Origin of the sequence: Blautia sp. HCP3S3_C12, assembly GCF_052064155.1 — a bacterium.
Classification (GTDB): Bacteria; Bacillota; Clostridia; order Lachnospirales; family Lachnospiraceae; genus Blautia_A.
In genome coordinates this window covers 18,920-40,588 of record NZ_JBQHWC010000025.1, presented here as the reverse complement: position 1 = coordinate 40,588, position 21,669 = coordinate 18,920, and the positions used below count along the sequence as shown (strand labels likewise).

General features: G+C 44.9%; 21 protein-coding genes, 1 pseudogene and 1 riboswitch. Of the genes and pseudogenes, 1 reads left to right on the top strand and 21 read right to left on the bottom strand.

All coding sequences use genetic code 11. The features are described 5' to 3' along the window. Positions 1-186: 186 nt before the first annotated feature. From ACTNDS_RS15240 to ACTNDS_RS15160, 17 genes and pseudogenes are all read right to left on the bottom strand, one after another. On the bottom strand, positions 187-1,299 hold the full coding sequence (locus tag ACTNDS_RS15240) for an ABC transporter ATP-binding protein (protein WP_441036677.1): 1,113 nt from the start codon (positions 1,297-1,299) through the stop codon (positions 187-189). Positions 1,300-1,303: 4 nt separating this feature from the next. Next, a complete protein-coding gene (locus ACTNDS_RS15235) occupies positions 1,304-2,323 on the bottom strand; it encodes a FecCD family ABC transporter permease (RefSeq protein WP_441036676.1) in 1,020 nt (339 codons plus the stop codon). Between the two features lie 19 nt (positions 2,324-2,342). After that, positions 2,343-3,491: an ABC transporter substrate-binding protein gene (locus ACTNDS_RS15230; RefSeq protein ID WP_441036675.1), complete on the bottom strand. Its 1,149-nt coding sequence runs from the start codon at positions 3,489-3,491 to the stop codon at positions 2,343-2,345. Between the two features lie 42 nt (positions 3,492-3,533). After that, a complete protein-coding gene (locus ACTNDS_RS15225) occupies positions 3,534-4,490 on the bottom strand; it encodes a hypothetical protein (RefSeq protein ID WP_441036674.1) in 957 nt (318 codons plus the stop codon). A gap of 184 nt (positions 4,491-4,674) precedes the next feature. After that, the gene (locus ACTNDS_RS15220; RefSeq protein WP_441036673.1) at positions 4,675-6,090 is read right to left on the bottom strand and encodes a sirohydrochlorin cobaltochelatase; all 1,416 of its coding nucleotides are present in this window, start codon (positions 6,088-6,090) and stop codon (positions 4,675-4,677) included. Between the two features lie 201 nt (positions 6,091-6,291). Beyond that, positions 6,292-6,467: riboswitch (cobalamin riboswitch) on the bottom strand. Between the two features lie 101 nt (positions 6,468-6,568). Then, positions 6,569-6,889, bottom strand: a pseudogene (hisI, locus tag ACTNDS_RS15215) (phosphoribosyl-AMP cyclohydrolase); the annotation flags it as partial. Positions 6,890-6,945: 56 nt separating this feature from the next. Beyond that, entirely contained in the window at positions 6,946-7,536 is a 591-nt protein-coding gene (hisB, locus tag ACTNDS_RS15210) for an imidazoleglycerol-phosphate dehydratase HisB (RefSeq protein WP_441036672.1), read from the bottom strand. Positions 7,537-7,553: 17 nt separating this feature from the next. Continuing rightward, positions 7,554-8,855 (bottom strand): histidinol dehydrogenase, encoded by a 1,302-nt coding sequence (gene hisD, locus ACTNDS_RS15205; protein WP_186994205.1) that lies wholly within the window; start codon positions 8,853-8,855, stop codon positions 7,554-7,556. After that, positions 8,848-9,504 carry an ATP phosphoribosyltransferase gene (hisG, locus tag ACTNDS_RS15200; protein ID WP_019161778.1) on the bottom strand — a complete coding sequence of 219 codons (657 nt, stop codon included), beginning with the start codon at positions 9,502-9,504 and terminating at the stop codon, positions 8,848-8,850. The genes hisD and hisG overlap by 8 nt, the downstream gene beginning before the upstream one ends. After that, a complete protein-coding gene (gene hisZ / locus ACTNDS_RS15195; RefSeq protein ID WP_441036671.1) occupies positions 9,505-10,623 on the bottom strand; it encodes an ATP phosphoribosyltransferase regulatory subunit in 1,119 nt (372 codons plus the stop codon). 168 nt (positions 10,624-10,791) lie between these two features. Then, complete coding sequence (locus ACTNDS_RS15190) at positions 10,792-11,325, bottom strand: Holliday junction resolvase RecU (protein WP_173742359.1); 534 nt, start codon at positions 11,323-11,325, stop codon at positions 10,792-10,794. An 18-nt stretch (positions 11,326-11,343) separates the two neighbouring features. Beyond that, positions 11,344-11,925 (bottom strand): signal peptidase I, encoded by a 582-nt coding sequence (gene lepB / locus ACTNDS_RS15185; protein WP_441036670.1) that lies wholly within the window; start codon positions 11,923-11,925, stop codon positions 11,344-11,346. Further along, complete coding sequence (locus ACTNDS_RS15180) at positions 11,849-12,874, bottom strand: RluA family pseudouridine synthase (RefSeq protein ID WP_441036669.1); 1,026 nt, start codon at positions 12,872-12,874, stop codon at positions 11,849-11,851. Before ACTNDS_RS15180 ends, lepB begins: the two co-directional genes overlap by 77 nt. A 117-nt stretch (positions 12,875-12,991) precedes the next feature. After that, complete coding sequence (locus ACTNDS_RS15175; protein ID WP_441036668.1) at positions 12,992-13,633, bottom strand: hypothetical protein; 642 nt, start codon at positions 13,631-13,633, stop codon at positions 12,992-12,994. Continuing rightward, a complete protein-coding gene (locus tag ACTNDS_RS15170; protein ID WP_441036667.1) occupies positions 13,630-15,603 on the bottom strand; it encodes a YgiQ family radical SAM protein in 1,974 nt (657 codons plus the stop codon). The genes ACTNDS_RS15175 and ACTNDS_RS15170 overlap by 4 nt, the downstream gene beginning before the upstream one ends. A gap of 55 nt (positions 15,604-15,658) precedes the next feature. Next, positions 15,659-16,471: a GTP pyrophosphokinase gene (locus ACTNDS_RS15165; protein ID WP_019161785.1), complete on the bottom strand. Its 813-nt coding sequence runs from the start codon at positions 16,469-16,471 to the stop codon at positions 15,659-15,661. A 477-nt stretch (positions 16,472-16,948) separates the two neighbouring features. Further along, on the bottom strand, positions 16,949-18,400 hold the full coding sequence (locus ACTNDS_RS15160) for an aminoacyl-histidine dipeptidase (RefSeq protein ID WP_441036666.1): 1,452 nt from the start codon (positions 18,398-18,400) through the stop codon (positions 16,949-16,951). Positions 18,401-18,476: 76 nt separating this feature from the next. On the opposite strand from ACTNDS_RS15160, the gene ACTNDS_RS15155 reads away from it, so the two are divergent. Further along, positions 18,477-19,433, top strand: coding sequence for a nucleoside recognition domain-containing protein (locus ACTNDS_RS15155; RefSeq protein ID WP_441036665.1), 957 nt, complete (start codon positions 18,477-18,479; stop codon positions 19,431-19,433). On the opposite strand, the gene ACTNDS_RS15150 is transcribed toward ACTNDS_RS15155, so the two are convergent. From ACTNDS_RS15150 to ACTNDS_RS15135, 4 genes are all read right to left on the bottom strand, one after another. Beyond that, positions 19,430-20,056 carry a vacuolar family H+-ATPase subunit H gene (locus tag ACTNDS_RS15150; protein ID WP_019161789.1) on the bottom strand — a complete coding sequence of 209 codons (627 nt, stop codon included), beginning with the start codon at positions 20,054-20,056 and terminating at the stop codon, positions 19,430-19,432. The genes ACTNDS_RS15155 and ACTNDS_RS15150 overlap by 4 nt on opposite strands. 21 nt (positions 20,057-20,077) lie before the next feature. Continuing rightward, entirely contained in the window at positions 20,078-20,563 is a 486-nt protein-coding gene (gene coaD / locus ACTNDS_RS15145) for a pantetheine-phosphate adenylyltransferase (RefSeq protein ID WP_026076975.1), read from the bottom strand. A gap of 63 nt (positions 20,564-20,626) precedes the next feature. After that, positions 20,627-21,178, bottom strand: coding sequence for a 16S rRNA (guanine(966)-N(2))-methyltransferase RsmD (gene rsmD / locus ACTNDS_RS15140; RefSeq protein ID WP_441036685.1), 552 nt, complete (start codon positions 21,176-21,178; stop codon positions 20,627-20,629). Further along, positions 21,175-21,570, bottom strand: coding sequence for a methylglyoxal synthase (locus ACTNDS_RS15135; RefSeq protein WP_441036664.1), 396 nt, complete (start codon positions 21,568-21,570; stop codon positions 21,175-21,177). The genes rsmD and ACTNDS_RS15135 overlap by 4 nt, the downstream gene beginning before the upstream one ends. Between the last annotated feature and the right edge of the window lie 99 nt (positions 21,571-21,669).

Sequence of the window (21,669 nt, the reverse complement as noted above, 5' to 3'; positions counted from 1 at the left end):
ATTCCCACAAATTGTGACGCACATCTTGTGGAAAGTATTTTTCAAACATACTCTAGTCAAACCTATCTCGTTATTCGTATTCTAATTCTACACCGGATCAGATATTTACGATTTGTCCGATGGAAATATCGGAATTTATTCTATCACGTTGAAGTACAAATAGCAAGAAAAAAGCTCCGGAGTCCTTCAGGATTCCCGGAGCTTACCTGTTTCTTTAGCTTTTGCAAGCAGTTTTTTGTTCTTTTCATTCATTGTTCCGAAGTCTGTAAGTGGACAAAGTACTGCCTCACACTCTCCCATGATCTGCAGGGCCTTTTCAAAGTTTTCATCAGAAATGATCTCAAAAGGCTTCTCTGCCACTACGGTTCCTGCCAGTGCGCTGGCCACCTGATAGTCTGCATCGTTAGTATGAAGTACTCCTGCTGCAAATGGGATTCCCAGACGCTGCAGTCTGCGGTATACAGGGATGCCGCTGCCATTTCCTCCAATGACAAATACCTGTGGTTTACCTGTAGGCGGCTCCATTTCCACACAGCCGAAGGAGGCATTGTAGCTTCCCTTGGTGATTCCGTAGAGTCTGCGGATATATTCGGAAGTGAAAATTTCTTCAGGTGTACCGTATTTTTCTATATATTCTCCGTGTACGCAGATCACTTTGTCGGAGATTTTCTGAGCCAGATCCAGTTCATGGAGGGACATGATCACAGTAAGCTGGTTTTCCAGTACCATTTTTTTCAGGATGGTGAGAAGCTCCAGCTTGTGACGGATGTCCAGGAAGGAAGTGGGCTCATCCAGTACGATAATCTCCGGCTCCTGGCAGATTGCCCTGGCCAGAAGGATCCTCTGACGCTGGCCGTCGCTGATGGCTGTGAAATCCCTGTCCTTCAGATCCCAGGCATGGACGGTCTCCATAGCTGCTCTGACCTTCTCTTTATCTGAGGCAGAAAGAATTCCCAGAGTGCCTGTATAAGGATAACGTCCGGTTGCAACAATATCCTCGCAGGTCATAAGCTCCGGCCGCATGCGTTCCGTGAGAACTACAGCCAGCTTTCTGGATACCTCTTTGTTGGACATGCGGGCCATTTGCTGCTGTTCCAGATAGACAGTACCGCTGATGGTTGCCAGCTGTCTGGTAATGCTTTTGAGGATAGTAGATTTGCCGGCACCGTTAGGACCTATGAGTGTAAGGATTTCCCCTTTGTTCAGCTGGATATTGATCTCTCTGATCAGAGGCTTGCCCTCATAGCCTACAGTAAGCTGGTCTGTATGAAAAAAATAGGATTTATTTGTATTTTCCATAGTCTTATATCCTCTTCTGTCTGTGAATCATAATGTAAATAACCACCGGTGCGCCGAACACTGCGGTTACGGAGCTGATGCTGAGCTCTGTAGGTGCAAATACTGTTCTGGCGATCAGGTCACAGAACAGGCAGAATACTGCACCGCCCATAAAGCATGCAGGGATCACTAACAATGGTTTGGCTGTTTTTAACAGGCTTTTCACAATATGGGGCACTGCGATTCCCACAAAGGAAATAGGGCCTGCAAAAGCTGTGACACAGGCGGACAGTACGCTGGATAAAAGGATCAGTCCAATGCGGAAAAGCTTAATATTTACTCCCATATTCTGGGCATAGACTTCCCCCAGCTGATAAGCGCTGATGGGCTTTGACATGAAAAATACGATGATCATGGCCAGGATCACTACTGCCGCCATAACTTTCACATTTCCCCAGGACATACCGGAGAAGCTTCCCAGTGACCAGTTATGGAGATTGACAATATTGGAGTCATCTGCAAAGGTGACTACGAAATCCGTGATGGCAGAGCAGATGTATCCGATCATAACACCGCTGATGACCAGCATGGACATATTGTGGACCTTTTTTGCCACCAGCAGGACAAAACTCATGGAGATCATGGAGCCGATAAAGGCTGCAACGATCATGGCTGCGGATCCCATGGAAATGCCTCTGCTAAGGAAAAAGATCATAAGCATTGCCACTACCAGCTTGGCTCCTGAGGAGATTCCCAGTACAAAGGGGCCGGCTATGGGGTTATTGAAAAAGGTCTGCAGGAGAAATCCGGATACGGACAGGGCTCCTCCCAGGATGATGACAGCCAGGATCCTGGGCAGACGGATTTCCCATATAATATTGTAAGCGGTATCTGTTCCCTGATGCCTGAATATGATATTCAGGATCTCTCCCACTGACAGTGGGATGCTGCCGGCATTTACGTTCCATATGAAAAGGATCACCAGCAGCACTGCCAGGATAATAAAGGCAAAGCCGTACCGGGCTGTGCGTTTTCTGTCGTTCATAGGTTTCTTACTCCTGCAATTATTTAAGTTTATGCATATAGTTTAATTCATCCAGTGAATCATCCTCTGTGGTGAGAATGGTGTGAATGTCCTCAATCATGGTTCCCAGCCCTGTGGTTTCCTGGAAAAGGTTTTTGCCGGTACACCATACATTGCCATCTTTCACTGCTTTGAAATCTGCCAGCAGCTCGCTTTTTGCCAGCAGTTCACTGACAGAGGTCAGTTCTCCGTCAATGGTGCTGTTGTAGATAATATAATCTGCATCCTTTGCCTTGGCGTAAAATTCTTCCATCTGCATGTTCATAGTGGACAGGGCATTGTCACTTTCACCGGTATCAGGTACATAGGTGCCTCCGGCCAGATGGATCATCTCAGATACATAGTCATTGCTTTTACGCACATTGACTGCACCTGTGGAATTGATGTAAAAGAAAGCTACGGTTTTGCCGGTATCCTTGTCATCAGAGGACAGAACCTTGTCCAGCTTGTCGGTCTGTTCCTTGAATACCTTCTCTGCCACATCCTCCTTGCCCAGAAGGACTGCATAAAGCTTCATCCATTCTGTTCTGCCCAGAGGATGGGGCTCATAGCTGGAGCGCTCTACCATCACAGGGATGCCGAACTGTTCCAGCTTCTCCTGTACTTCCGGGTTGTGATGAATCATAGTGGACTCAATAGCCAGATCGCAGCCTTCGTTCAGGATCAGTTCGTAATCCGGGGCATTGTATTTGCCTGCGTAGATCATATGGCCGGCTTCCATGGCATCTTTGGCTTCCTGGATATACCAGCCATTTTCCTTGGTGCCTGAAAGACGGATATTGTCGATGCCGTCAATAGCCCGGAAAAGATCCATGGCTGAGGTTGCTACCAGATAAATATTGTCCAGTGGCTGCTGCAGTACTGTTATGTTTTTGTCCAGTCCCTCAGGGGCTTCTTTGCCCTCTGGTACCAGCAGGTACTGTCCCTCATCCACAATGGTGATCAGTGTATATCCGTCGTTATAATAGTCTACACTGAATTCCTGGGCATAGCTGAGCTCCATACTGTGGTCATAGGTCAGACCCGGGAGCTCTGCCGGGGTCTTGTCCTCTGCTGCAGCCTGTACGGTGAAGGTACAGGCACAGAGCAGAGTAATGGCTGTGAATAGGTATAGTAGATATTTTTTCATAATTATTCTGTATTTCTTGCTTTCGTTTATTCTTGATGATTTTTACTTTTCTGCTTTCTTATCTGCTTCCTTTAATGTAGAGGAATCAAAGTTCAGGGTATAGTCGATTTCATGAGGGGTGCTCATGGCTGTGGTATCGGCAGTTACTGCCAGCTCTGTATCGAAAGCACTTACCGGGATCTCGAAGGTGGAATTACCGTCCTTGTTTACAGGCTCGTATTTCTGGTTATCCACTATCATATAGTCATAGTTCGGGCTGCTCCATACGATGGTAGCTGTAGCCTTGTCGCCCTTGATGCTGATGGCTGCAGGAGAATCCACGGTGGCTCTGCCGGAACCGCCTGTGAGAGTTACCTCTGCAGTATAGTCTCCGTCCTCAACACCAAGATCTGCTATTTTCTTACCTGTATACTCTTTTTTGGAATCTTCGGCATCGCTGCTTTCTGCAGAGTCATCCTTTACAGGATCCTTGACGCTGACCTTGTGGTCATACCATTTTCCTTTTTCTCCAAGAATGGCAACGTCAAACTCCTCATCAATGGCAGGTACAGGGATATCGAAGCCGTATACTTCTTCTGTCATTCCGTCACTGTATTTTACAGTATCTGTGGTAGGATCAAGGATTTCGGCTCCGTCTTTGGCAGCATCTTCTGCAGATCCAGCAAAGAGGTTGACGATCTTTTTGGATACCAGGCTCACATGGATTGTCATTTTGCCGTCTTTTACAGTAAGGGTTCCCTTTTTGTCATTGGCTTCATTTACATGGAACATACTGCTGTCTGTATCAAACTCAGCTGTGTAAACCCCATCCTCCAGAACTGCGGAGTCTGCAGTATCCTTGGCATCACTGTCTTTGGTATCTGCGTCTTTGACATCTGTCTCCTTGCTGTCCGCTGCTTCTGTGGTTTCTTTTGTTTCTGCCAGTACAGGGCTGGTACCGATCAAAGCTGCTGACATGGTCAGAGCAGATAAAAATAATACGAATGAACGTCTTTTCATAATAATGTCTTCCTTTCTGTTACCTGTCTGTTACATAAAATGTCTGGGTAAAATGTATCCGTCCCAGACTTTGCCTCAGACTTAATATCTACATAATACATCTGCCCGGAAACTATTGCAAGTATCCGGGCAGATTCTGTTGCCTGTACCGGTTATCCGTCAGGCCTGATTTTATTTAATTTGATTATTCAGCATCTGCTTCTTCTGTTGCTGTTTCATCTGCTGTTTCATCTGCTGCTTCATTTTCTGATGCAGTTTCATCATCTGCTGCTTCAGCGTTCTCATCTGCAGCTGCATTATCTGTTGCTCCCAGGGAGTCGATTGCTGCTTTTGTATGAGCTACATACAGATCTTCTACTGCTGCAATTCTTCCAAGTCCTTCAATCTGGTAGTCAACACTGTCGAAATCTCCGGATGCTACAAACTGGCTCTTCCAGGAATCTTCATCATCGCCGGCCATATCGTTGTTTGCATGGTCACCTGCAACAACCATCAGAGGACGAAGGATTACATTCTTGAATCCTGCTTCTTTTACCTTTTCAATTACTTTATCGCATGCGGTATCTTCCGGTTCACCTTCAACAGTACCGATGAAAGCGTTTGTGAATCCAAGATCATCCATCTGTGTCTGCATCTGGTCGTAGGTTACATTTGCTGTATGGGAAGTACCATGTCCCATGAATACAAATGCTGTACCAGCATCTGCGGCTGCCTTCATATCATCGAATCCGGCTACCTTGCAGGCTTCATCTGTAATTGCCTGGGCAACTGCTTTCTTGTCATCGTTGATCACGGTAGCGTCATCGCCAACTTCACCAAGCATTGGCTCTGCGATTGCTACAGATTCAAATTTATCTTTGTATCCATCAATTGCTTCTGTCATTTCATCGTACTCAGCACCATGCATCAGATGAGTAGGCTGCACAACCAGGTTCTTAACACCGTTAGCTACTGCACGGTCCAGTGCCTGCTGCATGTTGTCGATTACTTCGTTATCTCTTGCCTGTACATGGTTGATGATGATCTGTGCTGTAAAAGCTCTTCTTACAGACCAGTCCGGATATGCTGCTGCCAGTGCATCCTCAATACCTTTGACATCTTCTGCACGGCTGTCGTTAAAGGAGGTACCAAAGCTTACTACTAAAAGCTCGTTTTCACCGATTTCATCCTGGTTGCGTGGATCATCCTTGGAAGCATCTCCTGTGTCACGGCCGAAGTAGTCAGGATCTGCATTCTCGCCAGTTACCAGTTCCTTCTGTGCATCTGTCAGCTTATCCCATGCTTCTTTGGCTGCCTTACAGTCATCATCTGTTGTGTCTGTTCTTTCCTGAACATAGATTTTATCGATCAGTGCGCCAACCTCATCAGCTGCCTTCTGGTCATCGGAAGAAGCATCAGCATCTGCGGAAGCATCATCTGTAGCTTCTGCAGCATCAGCTGCTGTATCATCTGTAGCTTCTGCGTCATCTGTAGCAGCTGCGTCATCGGCGGATTCTTCTGTAGCTGCGTCCTCAGCAAATGCAACTGTGCCGGTAGCTGCTGTCATAGAGCAAGTCATTGATACTGCTAACAATAAGGCTAACATAGATTTTCTTTTCATGGTGTTTATCCTCTTTTAATAATTAAATATTTCCGGACAGATGTATGCAAAGAAAAACAGCCGCATCTCTGCAGCTGTTACTTTTCTCATTATACACGGTTTGTATCGGATTTCGTAAATACCGGACATAACATAAACATCCGGCAGGATACGATAAGAACTATGTAAGTCATGAGAACAAAGGTACTGTAAACCGCAGACCCCAAATTCCACGTCAAGGCAGATCTCCTGACTTCGTTCATCGCTGCTTATCCCTTCCCGGTAAACCAGTGGTTCTGAAAAACAGCTCCCTTACACAGTGACGGTATCGTTCCGGATTCTCACCGGATTCCCTTTTGCACATCCATTAGGATGTAACCTTAACGTTATAACTCTTGCACATATTCAATTCGGATACTCTTTTTTTACCACAAATTTTACAGATTGTCAAGAATAAGACGAAAATTACCAAAAAACATTTCGCATTTTTCAGACATTTTCAATCCTGATACAATGGCTTGAAAAAGCAGGTTCGGTTTCCGGTGTGGCAGGCAGCTCCTACCTGGTCTACTTTTGCCAGGATGGTGTCGTTGTCGCAGTCCAGGGTAAGGGATTTCACATATTGGAGATGTCCGGAGGTCAGACCCTTGGTCCACAGTTCATTGCGGCTTCTGCTCCAGTAGGTCATTTTTCCTGTCTCCACAGTGGTATTGTAGGCCTCTTCATTCATATAAGCCAGCATTAGTACTTCACCAGTCTCATAGTCCTGTGCGATTACAGGTACCATTCCGTCGCTGTTCAGCTTGAAATCTGCCCAGGTAAAGGCCTTCTCCTCAGATTGTGCAGGATGGATTTTCTTATTCATATGTGCCTCCTTTATGCCAGACTTCCCTTTGTGGAAAGTACATCTGTGATCCGTGGGTCATAGGAGGTAGCTGCGTCCAGTGCCTTGGCGAAGCTTTTGAACATGGCTTCTGCCACATGATGATTGTTGCCGCCGCTTAAGACTTTGATGTGCAGGTTCATGCCGCAGGAATAGGAAACAGCGTAGAAAAACTCCTTCACCATTTCTGTAGACATATCTCCGATCCGGTCAGCGGTAAACTCTGCATCCCAGGCAAAATAGGGTCTGCCGGACAGGTCAATGGCGCAGAGCACCAGGGATTCATCCATAGGAAGGATGCAGCTTCCGTAGCGTTTTATGCCCTTTTTGTCACCGATTGCCTCTTTTAATGCTGTTCCCAGTACAATTCCGGTGTCCTCAATGGTGTGGTGGTCATCTACCTGCAGATCTCCCTTTACTTTTACGTTCAGGTCAAAAAGTCCGTGTCTGGTAAAGCCGTCCAGCATGTGGTCAAAAAATCCTACGCCTGTCTCAATATGAGAACATCCGGTTCCGTCCAGACTGATCGTTAATTTAATCTTTGTTTCTTTTGTATTTCTCTCTACCGAAGCTTCTCTGGCCATTGTATGTCTCCTTCTGATTAGTTTTCTTCTTCCTCAAAACGTACTGCAATGGAGTTTGCATGTGCAGTCAGCTGTTCAGATGTTGCAAACTGGACAATATCCTTGTGGATGTCCCTGAGTGCAGCTTTGGAATAATAGACAATGCTGGATTTCTTGATAAAGTCATCTACAGAAAGGGCGGAGAAGAATTTGGCAGTTCCGTTGGTGGGAAGTACGTGGTTTGGTCCTGCAAAATAATCTCCCAGAGGTTCAGAGCTGTATTCTCCGATAAAAATAGCTCCTGCATTCTTAACCTTCATCATATCCTCAAAGGGGTTGGCTGTAACAATCTCCATATGCTCCGGTGCAATCTCATTGGCTGCCTCAATAGCCTCATCCATGTCCTCTGCGATCAGGATGTAGCCGAAATTATCCAGGGACTTCTGGATGATCTCTTTTCTGGAGAGAACTTCTACAAAGCCCTTTACTTCCTGGTCCACCTTATCTGCAAATTCCCGGCTGGTAGTGATCAGGATGGCGCAGGCCAGCTCGTCATGCTCAGCCTGAGAAAGAAGGTCTGCTGCCACATAGCGTGGGTTGGCAGTTTCATCGGCCAGCACCAGGATCTCACTTGGACCTGCAATAGAGTCAATGCTTACATAGCCATATACTGCTTTCTTTGCCAAAGCTACGAAAATATTTCCAGGGCCTACAATTTTGTCTACCTTTGGAATGCTTTCTGTACCATAAGCCAGAGCTCCCACTGCCTGGGCTCCTCCAACCTTGTAGATTTCATCTGCTCCGGCCTCTCTTGCTGCTACCAGTGTGGAAGCACATACTTTGCCGTCCTTTCCCGGAGGGGTGGTCATTACAATATGGGGTACTCCTGCAACCTTGGCAGGCACAATATTCATAAGTACAGAGGAAGGATAAACTGCCTTTCCGCCTGGAACATAGACACCTACGCGGTTTAAGGGAGTTACCTTCTGTCCCAGCATGGTTCCGTTTGTAGTACTTGTAAACCAGCTGTTCTGGATCTGTTTTTCATGGTAGGTACGGATATTTACCAGTGCCTTGCGGATCACATCCAGCAGTGCAGGATCAATGGTGTCATAAGCTTCCTTGATCTCTTCTTCTGTAACGCGGATGGTGTCCTTATTGATTTCTACCTTGTCAAACTGCTTTGTATAGGCGAAAAGGGCTTCGTCCCCTTCACTTTTTACCTTTGCCAGAATTTCTGCTACTGCAGATTCAAATTTTCCGTAATTATTAGGGCTTCTTTTCAGCAGATTTCCCAGAATATCTCTGGTAGATTCTTTGGTTAATGTTACTTTACGCATTTTTATTTTCCTCCTGCAGGACTTTACGCAAGTCGTGGATCAGCTTGCGGATTCTCTCATTTTCCATTTTCATGCTTACCTGGTTTACTACCATTCTGGCTGACAGAGGGCATACCTCCTCCAATACCTTCAGACCGTTTTCCCTGAGGGTGCTTCCTGTCTCTACAATGTCTACGATCACTTCGGACAGGCCTACGATAGGTGCCAGCTCAATAGAACCATTTAATTTGATAATGTCTACCGTCTGGTGCTTTTTATTATAGAAGTAATCCTTGGCAATGTTTGGGTATTTGGTTGCCACACGGATCAGCTGGTTATTCTCCAGTACTTCTCTGGCGCTTTCCGGACCGCAGACACACATTCTGCATTTGCCAAAGCCCAGATCCATAACCTCATACAGCTTGCGGCCTTCCTCCAGAAGGGTATCCTTTCCCACAATTCCGATGTCAGCTGCACCGTACTCTACATAGGTAGGTACATCCGGACCCTTAGCCAGGAAAAATTTCATTTTCAGTTCTTCGTTTACAAAGATCAGCTTACGGGTATCCTTGTCCCGGATCTCCTCACAGGTAATTCCGGCTTTTTCAAGTACATCCATTGTTTTATTGGCTAGTCTGCCCTTTGTAAGGGCAAATGTCAGGTATCTCATTTATCTGGCCTCCTTTTTCAAGCGTAATGCCACGCTGTGTCCCTCTGCACGGAGCTTCTGGGCTTTTGCAATGGCTTCGGTCCGGTCTGCCGGTCCATATTGGATCACTGACCGTTTTTCTTCTTCTTCGGAAATGATCTTCTGGCTGGAAAGAGCCAGAAGCAGGTTGTCTACCTCAATGGCAAAGCCAATGGATGCGGCAGGTTTTCCAAAGTGCTTCATCAGCCCGTTGTAACGTCCACCTTTGATCATAGGTTCTCCGGTTCCATAGGTATAGGCCTGGAAAATAATACCTGTATAATACTGATACTTGCTCAGCATGCCGAAATCAAAGGAAACATATTTTTCGTATCCATAAATTTTCAGGATTTCATAAATCTCACGGAGTCTGGCTACTGCCTCCAGAGCCCTTGCATTGTTGGTCAGCTTTCTGGCTTTTTCCAGAACCTCTGTGGAACCAAACATCTGTGGGATCTCCACAAAAGCTTTTGCTATGCCTTCCTTTAATTTCTGTTCTTCTACAAACTCCTCCACACCAAAGGCATTTTTCTGGGAGATCAGGGAACGGAGACGTTCTTCAGCCTCTGCATTAAGCTCTGCCTCCTTCAGAAGGGATTTGAAATAATCCACCTGTCCCACACTGATCTGAAACTCAGTCAGACCTGCAGCCAACAGGCACTCCACTGTCATTGCCAGAAGCTCTGCATCTGCATCTGCAGATTCGTCACCAATACGCTCCACACCCATCTGGGTGGTTTCCTTTAATCTGCCTCTGTAGCTGGAATTATTAATAAAGGTATTGCCTGTATAGCACAAACTTACCGGCTCCTGGTCCGGTGAAAAGTAAGTGGCACAGGCTCTGGATACGGAAGGGGTAAAGTCCGGTCTCAGCACCAGGGTATTGCCCTCCCTGTCAAAAAATTTATACAGCTCTCTGGATGGAATAGTTCCCACCTCCCGGCTGAAAACTTCAAAATATTCAAAGGTGGGTGTCTCTATATCTTCGTAGCCATACTGATGGAAAACACGGTGGATCCTCTCCTGTACCTTCCTCTTCTGGCTGCATTCGCCATTGTAAATATCCCTTACACCCTCTGGTGTATGAAAAATACGCTCCATTGCGTGATCCTCCTTGTCTTCCATTCTACTTTAGTATGCTACCATGCTACTACAATGATGCATAAACTAGATAAAATTATACTGGTTTATTCTGAAAATGTCAATCCTGTATTTTGTTATTATTATTGTTACTGTTTATTGTTACTGTGAGCGGAGTGAACAGTAACATCAGTCTCTGTGATCCAGATCTTTCTGCAGACCCTCCAGATAGGGAACCAGAAATCCCCCTCTTTTTTCCAGATAATATTCCGGAGATAATTCTTCTCTGCGGAAGCTTTTCCTGCCCCCATCCTCCATCCTCTGCCAGAAAACCATCAGATCCCGCAGGGGCAGATAATAGAAAAGATTTTCATGGCTGAAAAAGATAAGAAAAAAAGCCACCCCTCCCTGCTTCTCAAAGCTCTCCATGAACTCTACCTGATGAGAATGGATATTTGCCAGCGGAAAGGTATCCGTACAGCATTCTTTGGCATCAAAGCAGACAGGGATTCCCTGTACTGCTCCGATATAATCCACGGTACTGCGCTGTTCAAAATATGCCAGGGTGATGTGCCTGTTTTCCTTGTCCATGCGGACAGGGGTAATGGGAGTGGGGATTTTCTGAATCAGTGCCAGTCCCTTTTCCCTGTATTGTTCATTTGTACGGTTTACCAGCTCCTCCAGAGTGGAGCCGCGCAAGCCTCTGCTGTTCCAGGTTGCCAATGGTTTTTCCTCGTGATTTTATGTATTTTTTTCTGCAGGTTTCCCAAGAATCTTCAGGGAAGGATAATAACGGAAAAATGCCTTTCCCACAAGTTCATCCCAGGTTACATAGTTGCTGGTCTTCCAGAGCCGGGAATCCTTGGAATGATTCCGGTTGTCCCCCAGGACAAAATAGCTGTTCTCCGGCACCTGATATGGTCCGAAATCTCCCTTGGGTGTTTCCGGTACAAAGCTGTCATCCAGCGGTGTCCGGGAATCGTTAATATATACCTTTCCATCCAGGATCTGTACCTTCTCCCCGGGCAGACCGATCACTCTCTTGATGTAAAGCTTGCTTTCATCATCTGGATACTTAAAGATCACGATGTCAAATCTTTCCGGATCTCTGAATTTCTTTGTATAGTTATGTCCAAAGAAATCTATATTGATACCATAGGCCAGGCGGAAGCCAAAGATCCTGTCACCGGTCATAATGGTTTTCTCCATAGAAGGTGATGGAATTTTGGCATTGATCAGAACTATATTATTGACCACAGTTACGATCACCACTACCAGGATGATCATCCTGGCATACTCCCACACTAATTTCCAGATTTTCATAATAGCTCCCCTTTAAATGCTCCTCATTTAATATGCTTTCAAACAGCTGTGGTACTTTTGCCAAAAAGGTTTGTCCTGTCTGTGGTATTTCCAGCTTGTATGCATGGAGCAGCTGATTTCTGACTCCGAATTTTGTGTAAGCTCTGTTAAAATCTCTGTCCCCGTATTTGGCATCTCCCAAAAGGGGATGTCCGATACTTCCCAGGTGGGCACGGATTTGATGAGTTCTTCCTGTGATCAGTTCTACTTCCAGCAGGGTTACCCGTCCATTACTCCCCAAAGGACGGTACCCTGTCTCTATAGGCAGAGAATCCTCAAACTGTTTTTCTGACACTGTCACTTTATTTGTTTTTTTGTTTTTATGCAGATAGCCTTTAATATGTTCCCCTTTTTCAAGTCTGCCCTTTACCAGGCAGAGATAATATTTATGGAGACTTCTGTCATGAAAAATCCCGGAAAGAAACTGAAGACCTGCCAGGCTTTTGCCTGCGCACACCAGCCCGCTGGTATTGCGGTCCAGCCTGTTGCACACAGATGGTCGGAAGGTCTTTAACTGTTCCTCAGTAAGCTCTCCCTTTTTCAGCAGATAGCCGGTCACATATTCTACCAGTGAAGGCTGTCCGTCATCTGCAGGCTGGGACAGCATACCAGCAGGTTTGTTGATGATAATAATGTCCTTGTCCTCATATACTACGTCCAGATGGCAATAGGCCCTGGGCACCTGGGTATTCCCTGCAAATTTCTCAAAGGTTTCATCACTGAGAAAAAATTTAACAGTATCCCCCTCCAGAAGCTTTTCATTTCCGGTAGCCTTTTTGCCGTTCAGGGTGATATTTTTCTTACGGAGCATTTTGTAAAAAAAGCTTTTGGGTGCTTCCTTCAGCACCTTTGCCAGATATTTGTCAAAGCGCTGTCCGGCTTCGTTTTCCTTTATAATTAATTCTTTCATATATATAACTTTCTTCTTATACAATTATAATCAATTCTATTATGCTGAATTATATGATGGAAGATCTTCCTGTTTCTGTTTTTTAGTTACTGTTCACTCCGTTCACAGTAACGTTTTTTACAGGCAAAGTGCAAGAATGGTCTGTCGGATCAGTTCATTTCTGTAAAGCTCAGGATATTTCTCATCAGGAGTAAATTTGATTCCCTCTTCCAGGGTATCCTTATGTGCATTCATAGAATCCAGTCTTTCCAGAAAAGGTCTGAGATCTGTAAAAATCTTTACAGTAGCCTTGTATCCGTTTTTACGAACAACCTTCTGACAGTTTTCCTCCATATAGGACGCATGGATCTTTGGGTCACTGCTGTAGGCAGCTACTGTATTTCCGCAGACTGCCAGTGCATCAATATAGGCACTTTTTTCATAAAAGGTCATATACATCTCATAGGCCATGTCCAGCTCTCCCTGGTGTTCCCGGATCTGTTCATAAAGCTTTCTGTCCATAGGTCTGCATTTCAGGATCATGATCAGCCCCACCAGAGATTTACAGGCAGGGAGACATCCCACTACCGTAACCACTGTCCAGATGGTCATTCTGGTTTTGAAATAGATCCATGATGTAAAAAAGATAAAAAGAGGTACAGCAAAAAGAATGGCTGTAATGATTAGCTTTCGCTTCTTTTCACTTTGAAAATATCCCAAATCTCCTTTTTTCACTTTCTTTTCTGAGGTATTCTGTCTGCTTTTGGTATTTTGAGTCATCTCCTGCCTCCCCTGGTTTTCTTTTTTTCTGCAGTGTTCTTTCTAGTGTTGGTTTGTGTTCTGACATTGGCTTGTTTCCCACCGATTCTGTTCTTTCTGTCTGCAGTCTTGGTTTTTCCGGAATATCTGCGGTTTTTGTCAGAACGGCTTTCGGAAGATGTATTTTTACGGTGTTCCCGGATAGGACGTATCAGACATTTCGGTCCGTAGCCTACCAGATCCATTCTGCCTGCCATTTTCAATCCTTCCAGCACCAGTTCCCTGTTCTCAGGATTTTTGTACTGCATGAGAGCCCTCTGTATGGCTTTCTCATGAGGATTTCTGGGTACATAAACCTTCTCCCCTGTGAGAGGATGGATCCCTGTGTAATACATACAGGTAGAAAGGGTGGATGGGGTTGGATAAAAATCCTGTACCTGCTCCGGTGTAAATCCCAGGTCTCTCACATATTCTGCCAGCTTTACAGCTTCCTTCATGGTACAGCCCGGGTGGGAAGACATAAAATAGGGAACTGCATACTGCTGTTTTCCGGTCTTTTTATTGGCGGCATCATATTCATGAAGAAAATTCTCATAGACGCTGTGGCTGGGCTTTCCCATATATTTCAGCACCTGGTCGGAAACATGCTCCGGTGCCACTCTCAGCTGGCCGCTTACATGATGTTCTACCAGCTCTCTCAGGAAGGTCTTATCCCTGTCTGCCACTACATAATCAAAACGTACTCCGGAACGGATAAATACTTTCTTTACTCCGGAAAGCTTTCGCAGCTTACGGAGAAGTGAAACATAATCCGAATGATCCACAGTAAGGTTTTTGCAGGGTTCAGGGAAAAGACACTGTTTATTTTTGCACACGCCCTTTGTCAGCTGCTTCTGACAGGAGGTCTGGCGAAAATCTGCAGTAGGACCTCCCACATCATGGATATATCCCTTAAATTCCGGATCCTTTGTCATTCTCTCGGCTTCCCGGATCAGTGACTCATGGCTTCGGGTCTGGAGAATCCGTCCCTGATGAAAGGTAAGAGCACAGAAATTACAGCCTCCGAAGCATCCTCTGTTGCTTGTCAGGCTGAATTTAATCTCCTCCAGAGCAGGAATACCGCCCAGTTTTTCATACATAGGATGAATCCGCTCTGTGTAGGGAAGGGCATATACATCATCCATCTCTGCCTGGGTCAGAGGCTTTGCCGGAGGATTCTGCACAATATAGCCTCTGCTTCCATAAAATTCTGCCAGTGGTCTGGCTGTGAAAGGATCTGTATTCTCATACTGGACAGCAAAACTTTCTGCATAGGTTTTTTTATCCTCCTTCACTTCATCAAAGGAAGGAAGCAGAATAGGTTCATATACTCTGCCCAGATCCTTGCATTTAAAAACAGTTCCTGGAATATAGGTAATCTCCTCCACAGGAATTCCGCTTTCCAGGGAATCTGCGATCTCCACAATAGAGTGCTCTCCCATTCCATAGGAAATCAGATCAGCACCTGAATCCAGAAGTACGCTGTGTTTAACCTTGTTTTCCCAGTAATCATAGTGGGCAAGCCTGCGCAGGCTTGCTTCAATACCGCCCAGGATAATGGGCGTTTTTTTGTAGGTCTGACGGATCAGATTGCTGTAAACGATCACAGCACGATCCGGTCTCAGCCCCATCTTACCTCCAGGTGAGTAAGAATCCTTTTGTCTGTGCTTTTTGGATACCGTATAATGGTTCACCATGGAATCCATATTTCCGGCAGAAACCAGAAATCCCAGCCTGGGTTCCCCAAAGACCTGGATACTTTCCTTTTTTCTCCAGTCCGGCTGACTGATGATCCCTACCTTATATCCCCTGCTTTCCAGCAGCCGGCTGATAATTGCCGTACCGAAAGAAGGATGGTCCACGTAGGCATCCCCTGTCACATAGACAAAGTCTGCCTGTTCCCATCCTCTCTCTTTCATTTCTTTCCTTGTTACGGGTAAAAAATCCTGCATTTATATTTCCTCGTATGTATACTTATGATTTTATCTAATCTGCCCTGAGAACGGTTTATACATGATGATAAACTGCCTGTGCCCTGTAACCCTCAGAAATGATATCCAGCTGCCTGTGGAAACGCTCCAGCTGCTGCAGATCCTTGGTACGGAACACTCGCAGGAACTCATCCTGAATCTTCATGATTTCCCGCTTATTAGCAATCTTATACAAGTTCTCAATATTGATCAGAATATCCTTCACCAGATTGGACTGCAGCTGAGATGAATTCTGGGCATCCATAATCTCATTACGCACAGAAGACATCTCCCGGTCCAGGGCGTTGATAGCATCTGCAGCCTTGCTCAGACGCTCTGCCACATGCTCCGGCATATCCCCTTTATATTTATATTGCAGGGAATGCTCAATGGTAGCCCAGAAATTCATAGCCATTGTACGGATCTGAATCTCAGCCTGCAGCTTCTTTGGGCCCTTTACCGTATCAACGGTATAATAAATGATCAGATGATAGCTCCGGTATCCACTCTGTTTAATATGCTTCAGATAATTCTTCTCACTCTTTATGGTCATATCGCTGCGCTTCTGTATCAGAGAGGCTACTGTCTCAATATCCTCCTCAAACTGACAGATAATACGCACACCGGCAATATCCTCAACTTCCTCTTCCATGCGTTCCATGGGAATCTGCTTACGCTGCATTTTCTCCAGAATACTGCTGACACTCTTCACCCTGCCCTCAACCTGCTCAATGGGACAGTAGATATCATTTTCCTTGCATTCATCAATAATATGGTTAAATTTCACTTCCAGCTCTCTCACAGCCAGCTCATAAGGGCATAAAATGCTTCTCCATAACTGTATTTCCATCTTAAATCGCTCCTTGCATTTCATACATTTTTTTATTATAACATAGAATTTCAAAAATATCTTCTGAATCTGAATAGTTTATAATTTTTTTCGAAAAGCCTTTGGTACCAGGTGGGGCATTCTGATATATACTATGCAGATTCATGATAGGATAGAACTATATTTGTTATTTTAACGGACGCAGGAGAAACATAGGGTGGGGGACTCGGTTTCCGGACGCTAAGTGTTACTAGGTTTGGGAAAATCGGCTAAATACGTTCAAAATTGGGCCAAACTCGCTTCGCTCAAACAGTGTCCCAATTTTGAACAACGCCGATTTCCCCGAACTAAGTATCACTAAGCATCCTCCAAAATCGTCCCCCACCCTATGTTTCTCCTGCTGGCACTTCAAGACGGAAACTGGAAGTAAGCACAGCATGAACCGCAAAAAAAGCACCCTGCCATCACCAACATGTGACAGCAGGATGCCCCTTACAATCAGTCTTTCAGTGCCTCCAGCACCTTTATCAGATAGTTCCATACTCTCCGTGTAGAAGAAATACCCAGCTTCTCCTCAGAAGTATGAATATCAATAATATCCGGTCCCAGGGATACACAGTCCAGTCCTTCCATCTTTTTATAGAAGAGTCCACACTCCAGCCCTGCATGGATTGCCACCACCTTCGGCTTCTCCCCATACATCTGCTCATAAACCTCTACCATTTTATCGCGGAGAGGAGAATCCTTACGGTACTCCCATGCAGGATATGCCCCCTTGATCTCATATTCTCCACCCAGAAATTCTGTCAGATATTCCAGTTTATCAGAGAGATTCTTTCCGGCAGCCTCCACAGAACTGCGGATACTGGAGCTTGCAGTTACTTCATCTTCAGAAGTAACCAAAATTCCTATATTAGAAGAAGTCTCCACCAGTCCGGAGATGGTTCCGCTCATCTTCTGAATACCAAAAGGAACATTCATCAGATAGAATACAACCTTTTCCCTGCTGGTGGGATGAAGAACTCTTGCCTCCTGTGCTCCTTCATCTGTAAGGAGTACTGTAATTCCTTCATCTGTTCCGGTATATTCTTCACGCCATGCTTTCTGGAGCTCTGCAGCAAAGGTCTTTACATTCTCCAGTTCCTTAGCATCTATCAGAAGCTTTGCTTCCGCTTCTCTTGTAATGGCATTATCCTTCTGTCCTCCCTGTACGGAGATTAGTTCATAATCTGTTGTTTTTCTCAGGCTATAGAGGAAAGTTCCCAGTAATTTATTGGCATTGGCACGGTTTTTGTCAATTTCTGCACCTGAGTGTCCACCCATAAGTCCGGTAATCTTTACCATAACTTCCTCACCCTTGGCATCAACTCTGGCAACCGGAATGTGACTGATTCCGGACATTCCGCCTGCGCAGCTGATCCACAGACTTCCTTCAGCTTCAGAATCCAGATTGATGAATCTGCGGCCCTTCAGCACACTACAGTCAAATCCCACTGCTCCCAGCAGACCGATTTCTTCATCTACAGTGATAAATACTTCCAGAGGAGGATGAGCAATGGTATCACTGTCCAGAATTGCCAGTCCATATGCCACAGCAACACCGTCATCTCCACCCAGGGTAGTTCCGTTTGCAGAGATATAATCGCCCTCTACAGAAAGCTTAAGGCCATCCTTTGTAAAGTCATGGACTACATCCGGACGTTTTTCACAGACCATATCCATATGACCCTGGAGAATTACAGTAGGAGCATTCTCATATCCCGGGGTTCCGGGCTTGTAGATCACCACATTATTCATTTCATCCTGGATATACTTCAGTCCACGATCCTTTGCGAACTGTACCAGATAATCACTGATCTGTTTTGTGTTCCCTGAGCCATGGGGAATCTTGCAGATTTCTTCAAAATAATGAAATACGTTTTTAGGCTCACAGTTTTCTAATACTGCCATAATATTACCTCCAAATTTTCCTGATGTGAATTTTTTATTATTGTACAGCATATGTTTTACAAAAAAAGGTTTGCTTATGAGATCAATTCTACTTACCGCCGGAACCGGGCTCCTCCTTGTGTTTCTACTGCTTCATCCCGGAGAGGGGCTGGCTTCTGCCAGAGCAGGAATGACTTTGTGGCTGAACACTCTGCTTCCTACCCTTCTTCCCTTTATGATTCTGACAGGTGTACTGATCCATACAAAGGGAATCGAAAAAATCCTATCACCTCTGAAACCTGTATTCCGTTTCTTCCTGGGAACAGATGTCTACGGTGGCTATGTTTTTATCCTTGGAATGGTCTGCGGTTATCCAATGGCTGCCAGGCTTGCGTCTGATCTGTATGAGACCGGCAGGATCAGCAGAACAGAGGCACTCTATCTTACAACCTTTTGCAGTAGTGCAAGTCCTGTATTTATCATCACCTATCTGGGACATTTATGCCTGAATAACAGGATTCCTGTTCCTGTACTTTTTTTCATTTTGTTTTCCGGGAATATGGCTGCTATGGTTATTTTTCGGTTTGCAGTTTTCCGGAATCATAAAATTTTTCCTTCCAATGTCACAAAAAAAGCCAAGCCAGACACCTGTTATGAAAAAAAAGAGACATCCGAAGCCGACTCACCGGGAGTCATTCTTGATGTCTCTATTATGAACGGATTTGAAACAATTACCCGCCTGGGCGGTTATATTCTTCTGTTTTCTATTCTCACAGGATGTATCCGATATTACAGACCTTTTCCGGCCCTGATCCAATACATATTTCTGGGAATTACGGAAATCACTACAGGCCTCTCTCTGTTTGCTTCCGCTGATATCCCCTGGACTTTACGCTGTGTCCTGTCTGTCACAGCCACAGGTTTTGGCGGACTGTGCATTCTGGCTCAGACCAGAAGCATTCTCCATAAGGATCTGAGTCTGATCCCTTACCTTTCAGCAAAATGTATCAGTGGATTGCTTTCCGGAATTCTCATGCTCTGTTATCTGAATTAGTTCTCTCCCAGATCGTCTAACAGAACGTCATCATCCTTGTCACTGTCATCATGATAAGAACCTGTGATCGCTGCTGCCTGTGCGGTCTGCGGTGCCAGCTCCTGACGGTTGTGGTTTACAACTTCCAGACAGCTCTGCAGAGCATCGATAAAGGATTTATATTTTGCACCGGCATCCTCAAGTGTTGTGTTGAGTACGCTGCCGATATTTGCCATCATATCATCTGTATAAGTGATCGCACTGAGACGAATGCTGTTTGCATCCTGTGTAGCAGAATCCAGAATCTCCTGAGCCTGTTTGTTAGCTGCATTGATGGTATCATTTGCCTGGGCATATGCTTTCTGCATGATCTCATGCTGCGTTACAAGCTCCTGAGCCTTTGCCTGGGCATCTGCAATCAGTGCATCTGCTTTGCTCTGTGCGTCTTCAAGAATGGCATCCTTGTTATTGATGATCTTCTGATAACGTTTGATCTCATCAGGTGTTTTCAGGCGGAGTTCTCTCAAAAGCTCCTCAATTTCTTCTTTATTTACTACGATCTTGGTAGTGGATAATGGCTGGAATTTACAGCTGTCCACATATTCCTCAATCTCACCGATAATCTGTTCAATTCTGCTGCTCATTGTACTCTCTCCTTATTTTCTCTATTTGTCTGCAAGAAGCTTCTTCTTGACTGCATCTGTTATTTCCTTAGGTGCAAATTTACTCAGATCGCCATTAAAATATGCCACTTCCTTCATAATAGTAGAACTTAAATATGCATATTCCAGGCTGGTAGTCAGAAACACTGTGTCAACATCCGGAGCAAGTACACGATTGGTCTGAGCCATCTGAAGTTCATATTCAAAATCAGTTACCGCCCGAAGCCCACGGATGATCACCTGAGCATGGTTTTCTCTGGCGAAATTAACAGAAAGACCCTCAAATGCTTTTATTTCAACATTAGGGATATCTTTTGTCGCCTTTTCTAATATATTAACACGTTCTTCCACAGAAAACAACGGACTTTTTGAAGAATTATGCAAAACGCCCACAATTACTCTGTCAAAAGAGAGGGCTGCACGCTGGATTACATCCAGATGGCCGTAGGTGGCCGGATCAAAGCTGCCCGGATATACTGCTGTCTTCATGTATTTTACACTCACTTTCCTCCGCACAGAATGTATGAAAACCATACATCCTCCGGAGCATATTTACACACACTCCAGAAATACATGCTTGTTTGTTTTATATTCTTTGGAACGAAGCTGCCTGTATCCAAGAGATTCCAGATAAGCAAAATCTGTGTGCAGATCTGCTTCCACAATAATAAGTGTATTCTCATCCACAACAGTACTATCACGCAGATATTCAAGTACCTGACGCTCAAGCTCCTGATTATAAGGGGGGTCCATGAAAATAATATCAAAAGCGCCCTTACCCTCAAGAGAACGAAGTGCCTGCAGCACGTCCATGTTCAGCAGTTTACCATTTTCAGCAAGTTTTGTAAATGAAAGATTTTCCCTGATGCAGGAACAGGCTTTGGGATTTTTCTCTACAAACACTGCATAAGAGGCTCCCCGGCTCAATGCCTCAATGCCTATTCCGCCGCTTCCGGAAAATAAATCCAGAAACCGGCAGTCCAAAAGCTGGGGCTGTAAAATATTAAATAAGGTTTCCTTGATCCGGTCTGTGGTTGGTCTGGTATCCATTCCCGGAACTGTTTTTAAATTTAATCTTCTGGCTTTCCCTGCGATCACTCTCATTTCAGATTCAATCTCCAATCCAGGTCTCCACGGGCAAGTCCTAAAATAAGAAGCTCTGCTGTAGCAATGTTGGTAGCTACAGGAATATTATACTGGTCGCATCTTTTGACGATATTCATAATGTCCGGTTCTTTGGGGTCAATCATTACAGGATTGTAGAACAGGATTACCATGTCCAGATCCTGTCTCTCTACCATTTCCATAAACTGTTTATCTCCACCTATGCTGCCGGCTAGGAATTTATGCACATGAAGGCTTGTCGCTTCTTCAATTCTTCGACCAGTGGTACCGGTTGCATAGACTTCATGTTTGGCAAGTATATTTTTATACGCAATGCAAAAATCTTCGATCAGTACTTTTTTGCTGTTATGTGCGATTATACCTAAGTTCATAGTCTCTCCTCTCCGTTTCTTTTATTAATTTCTACATGCATTATAACAAATTACTAAATAGAGTTCAATTAAAACTTCAAAAATATACAAAATTCATGA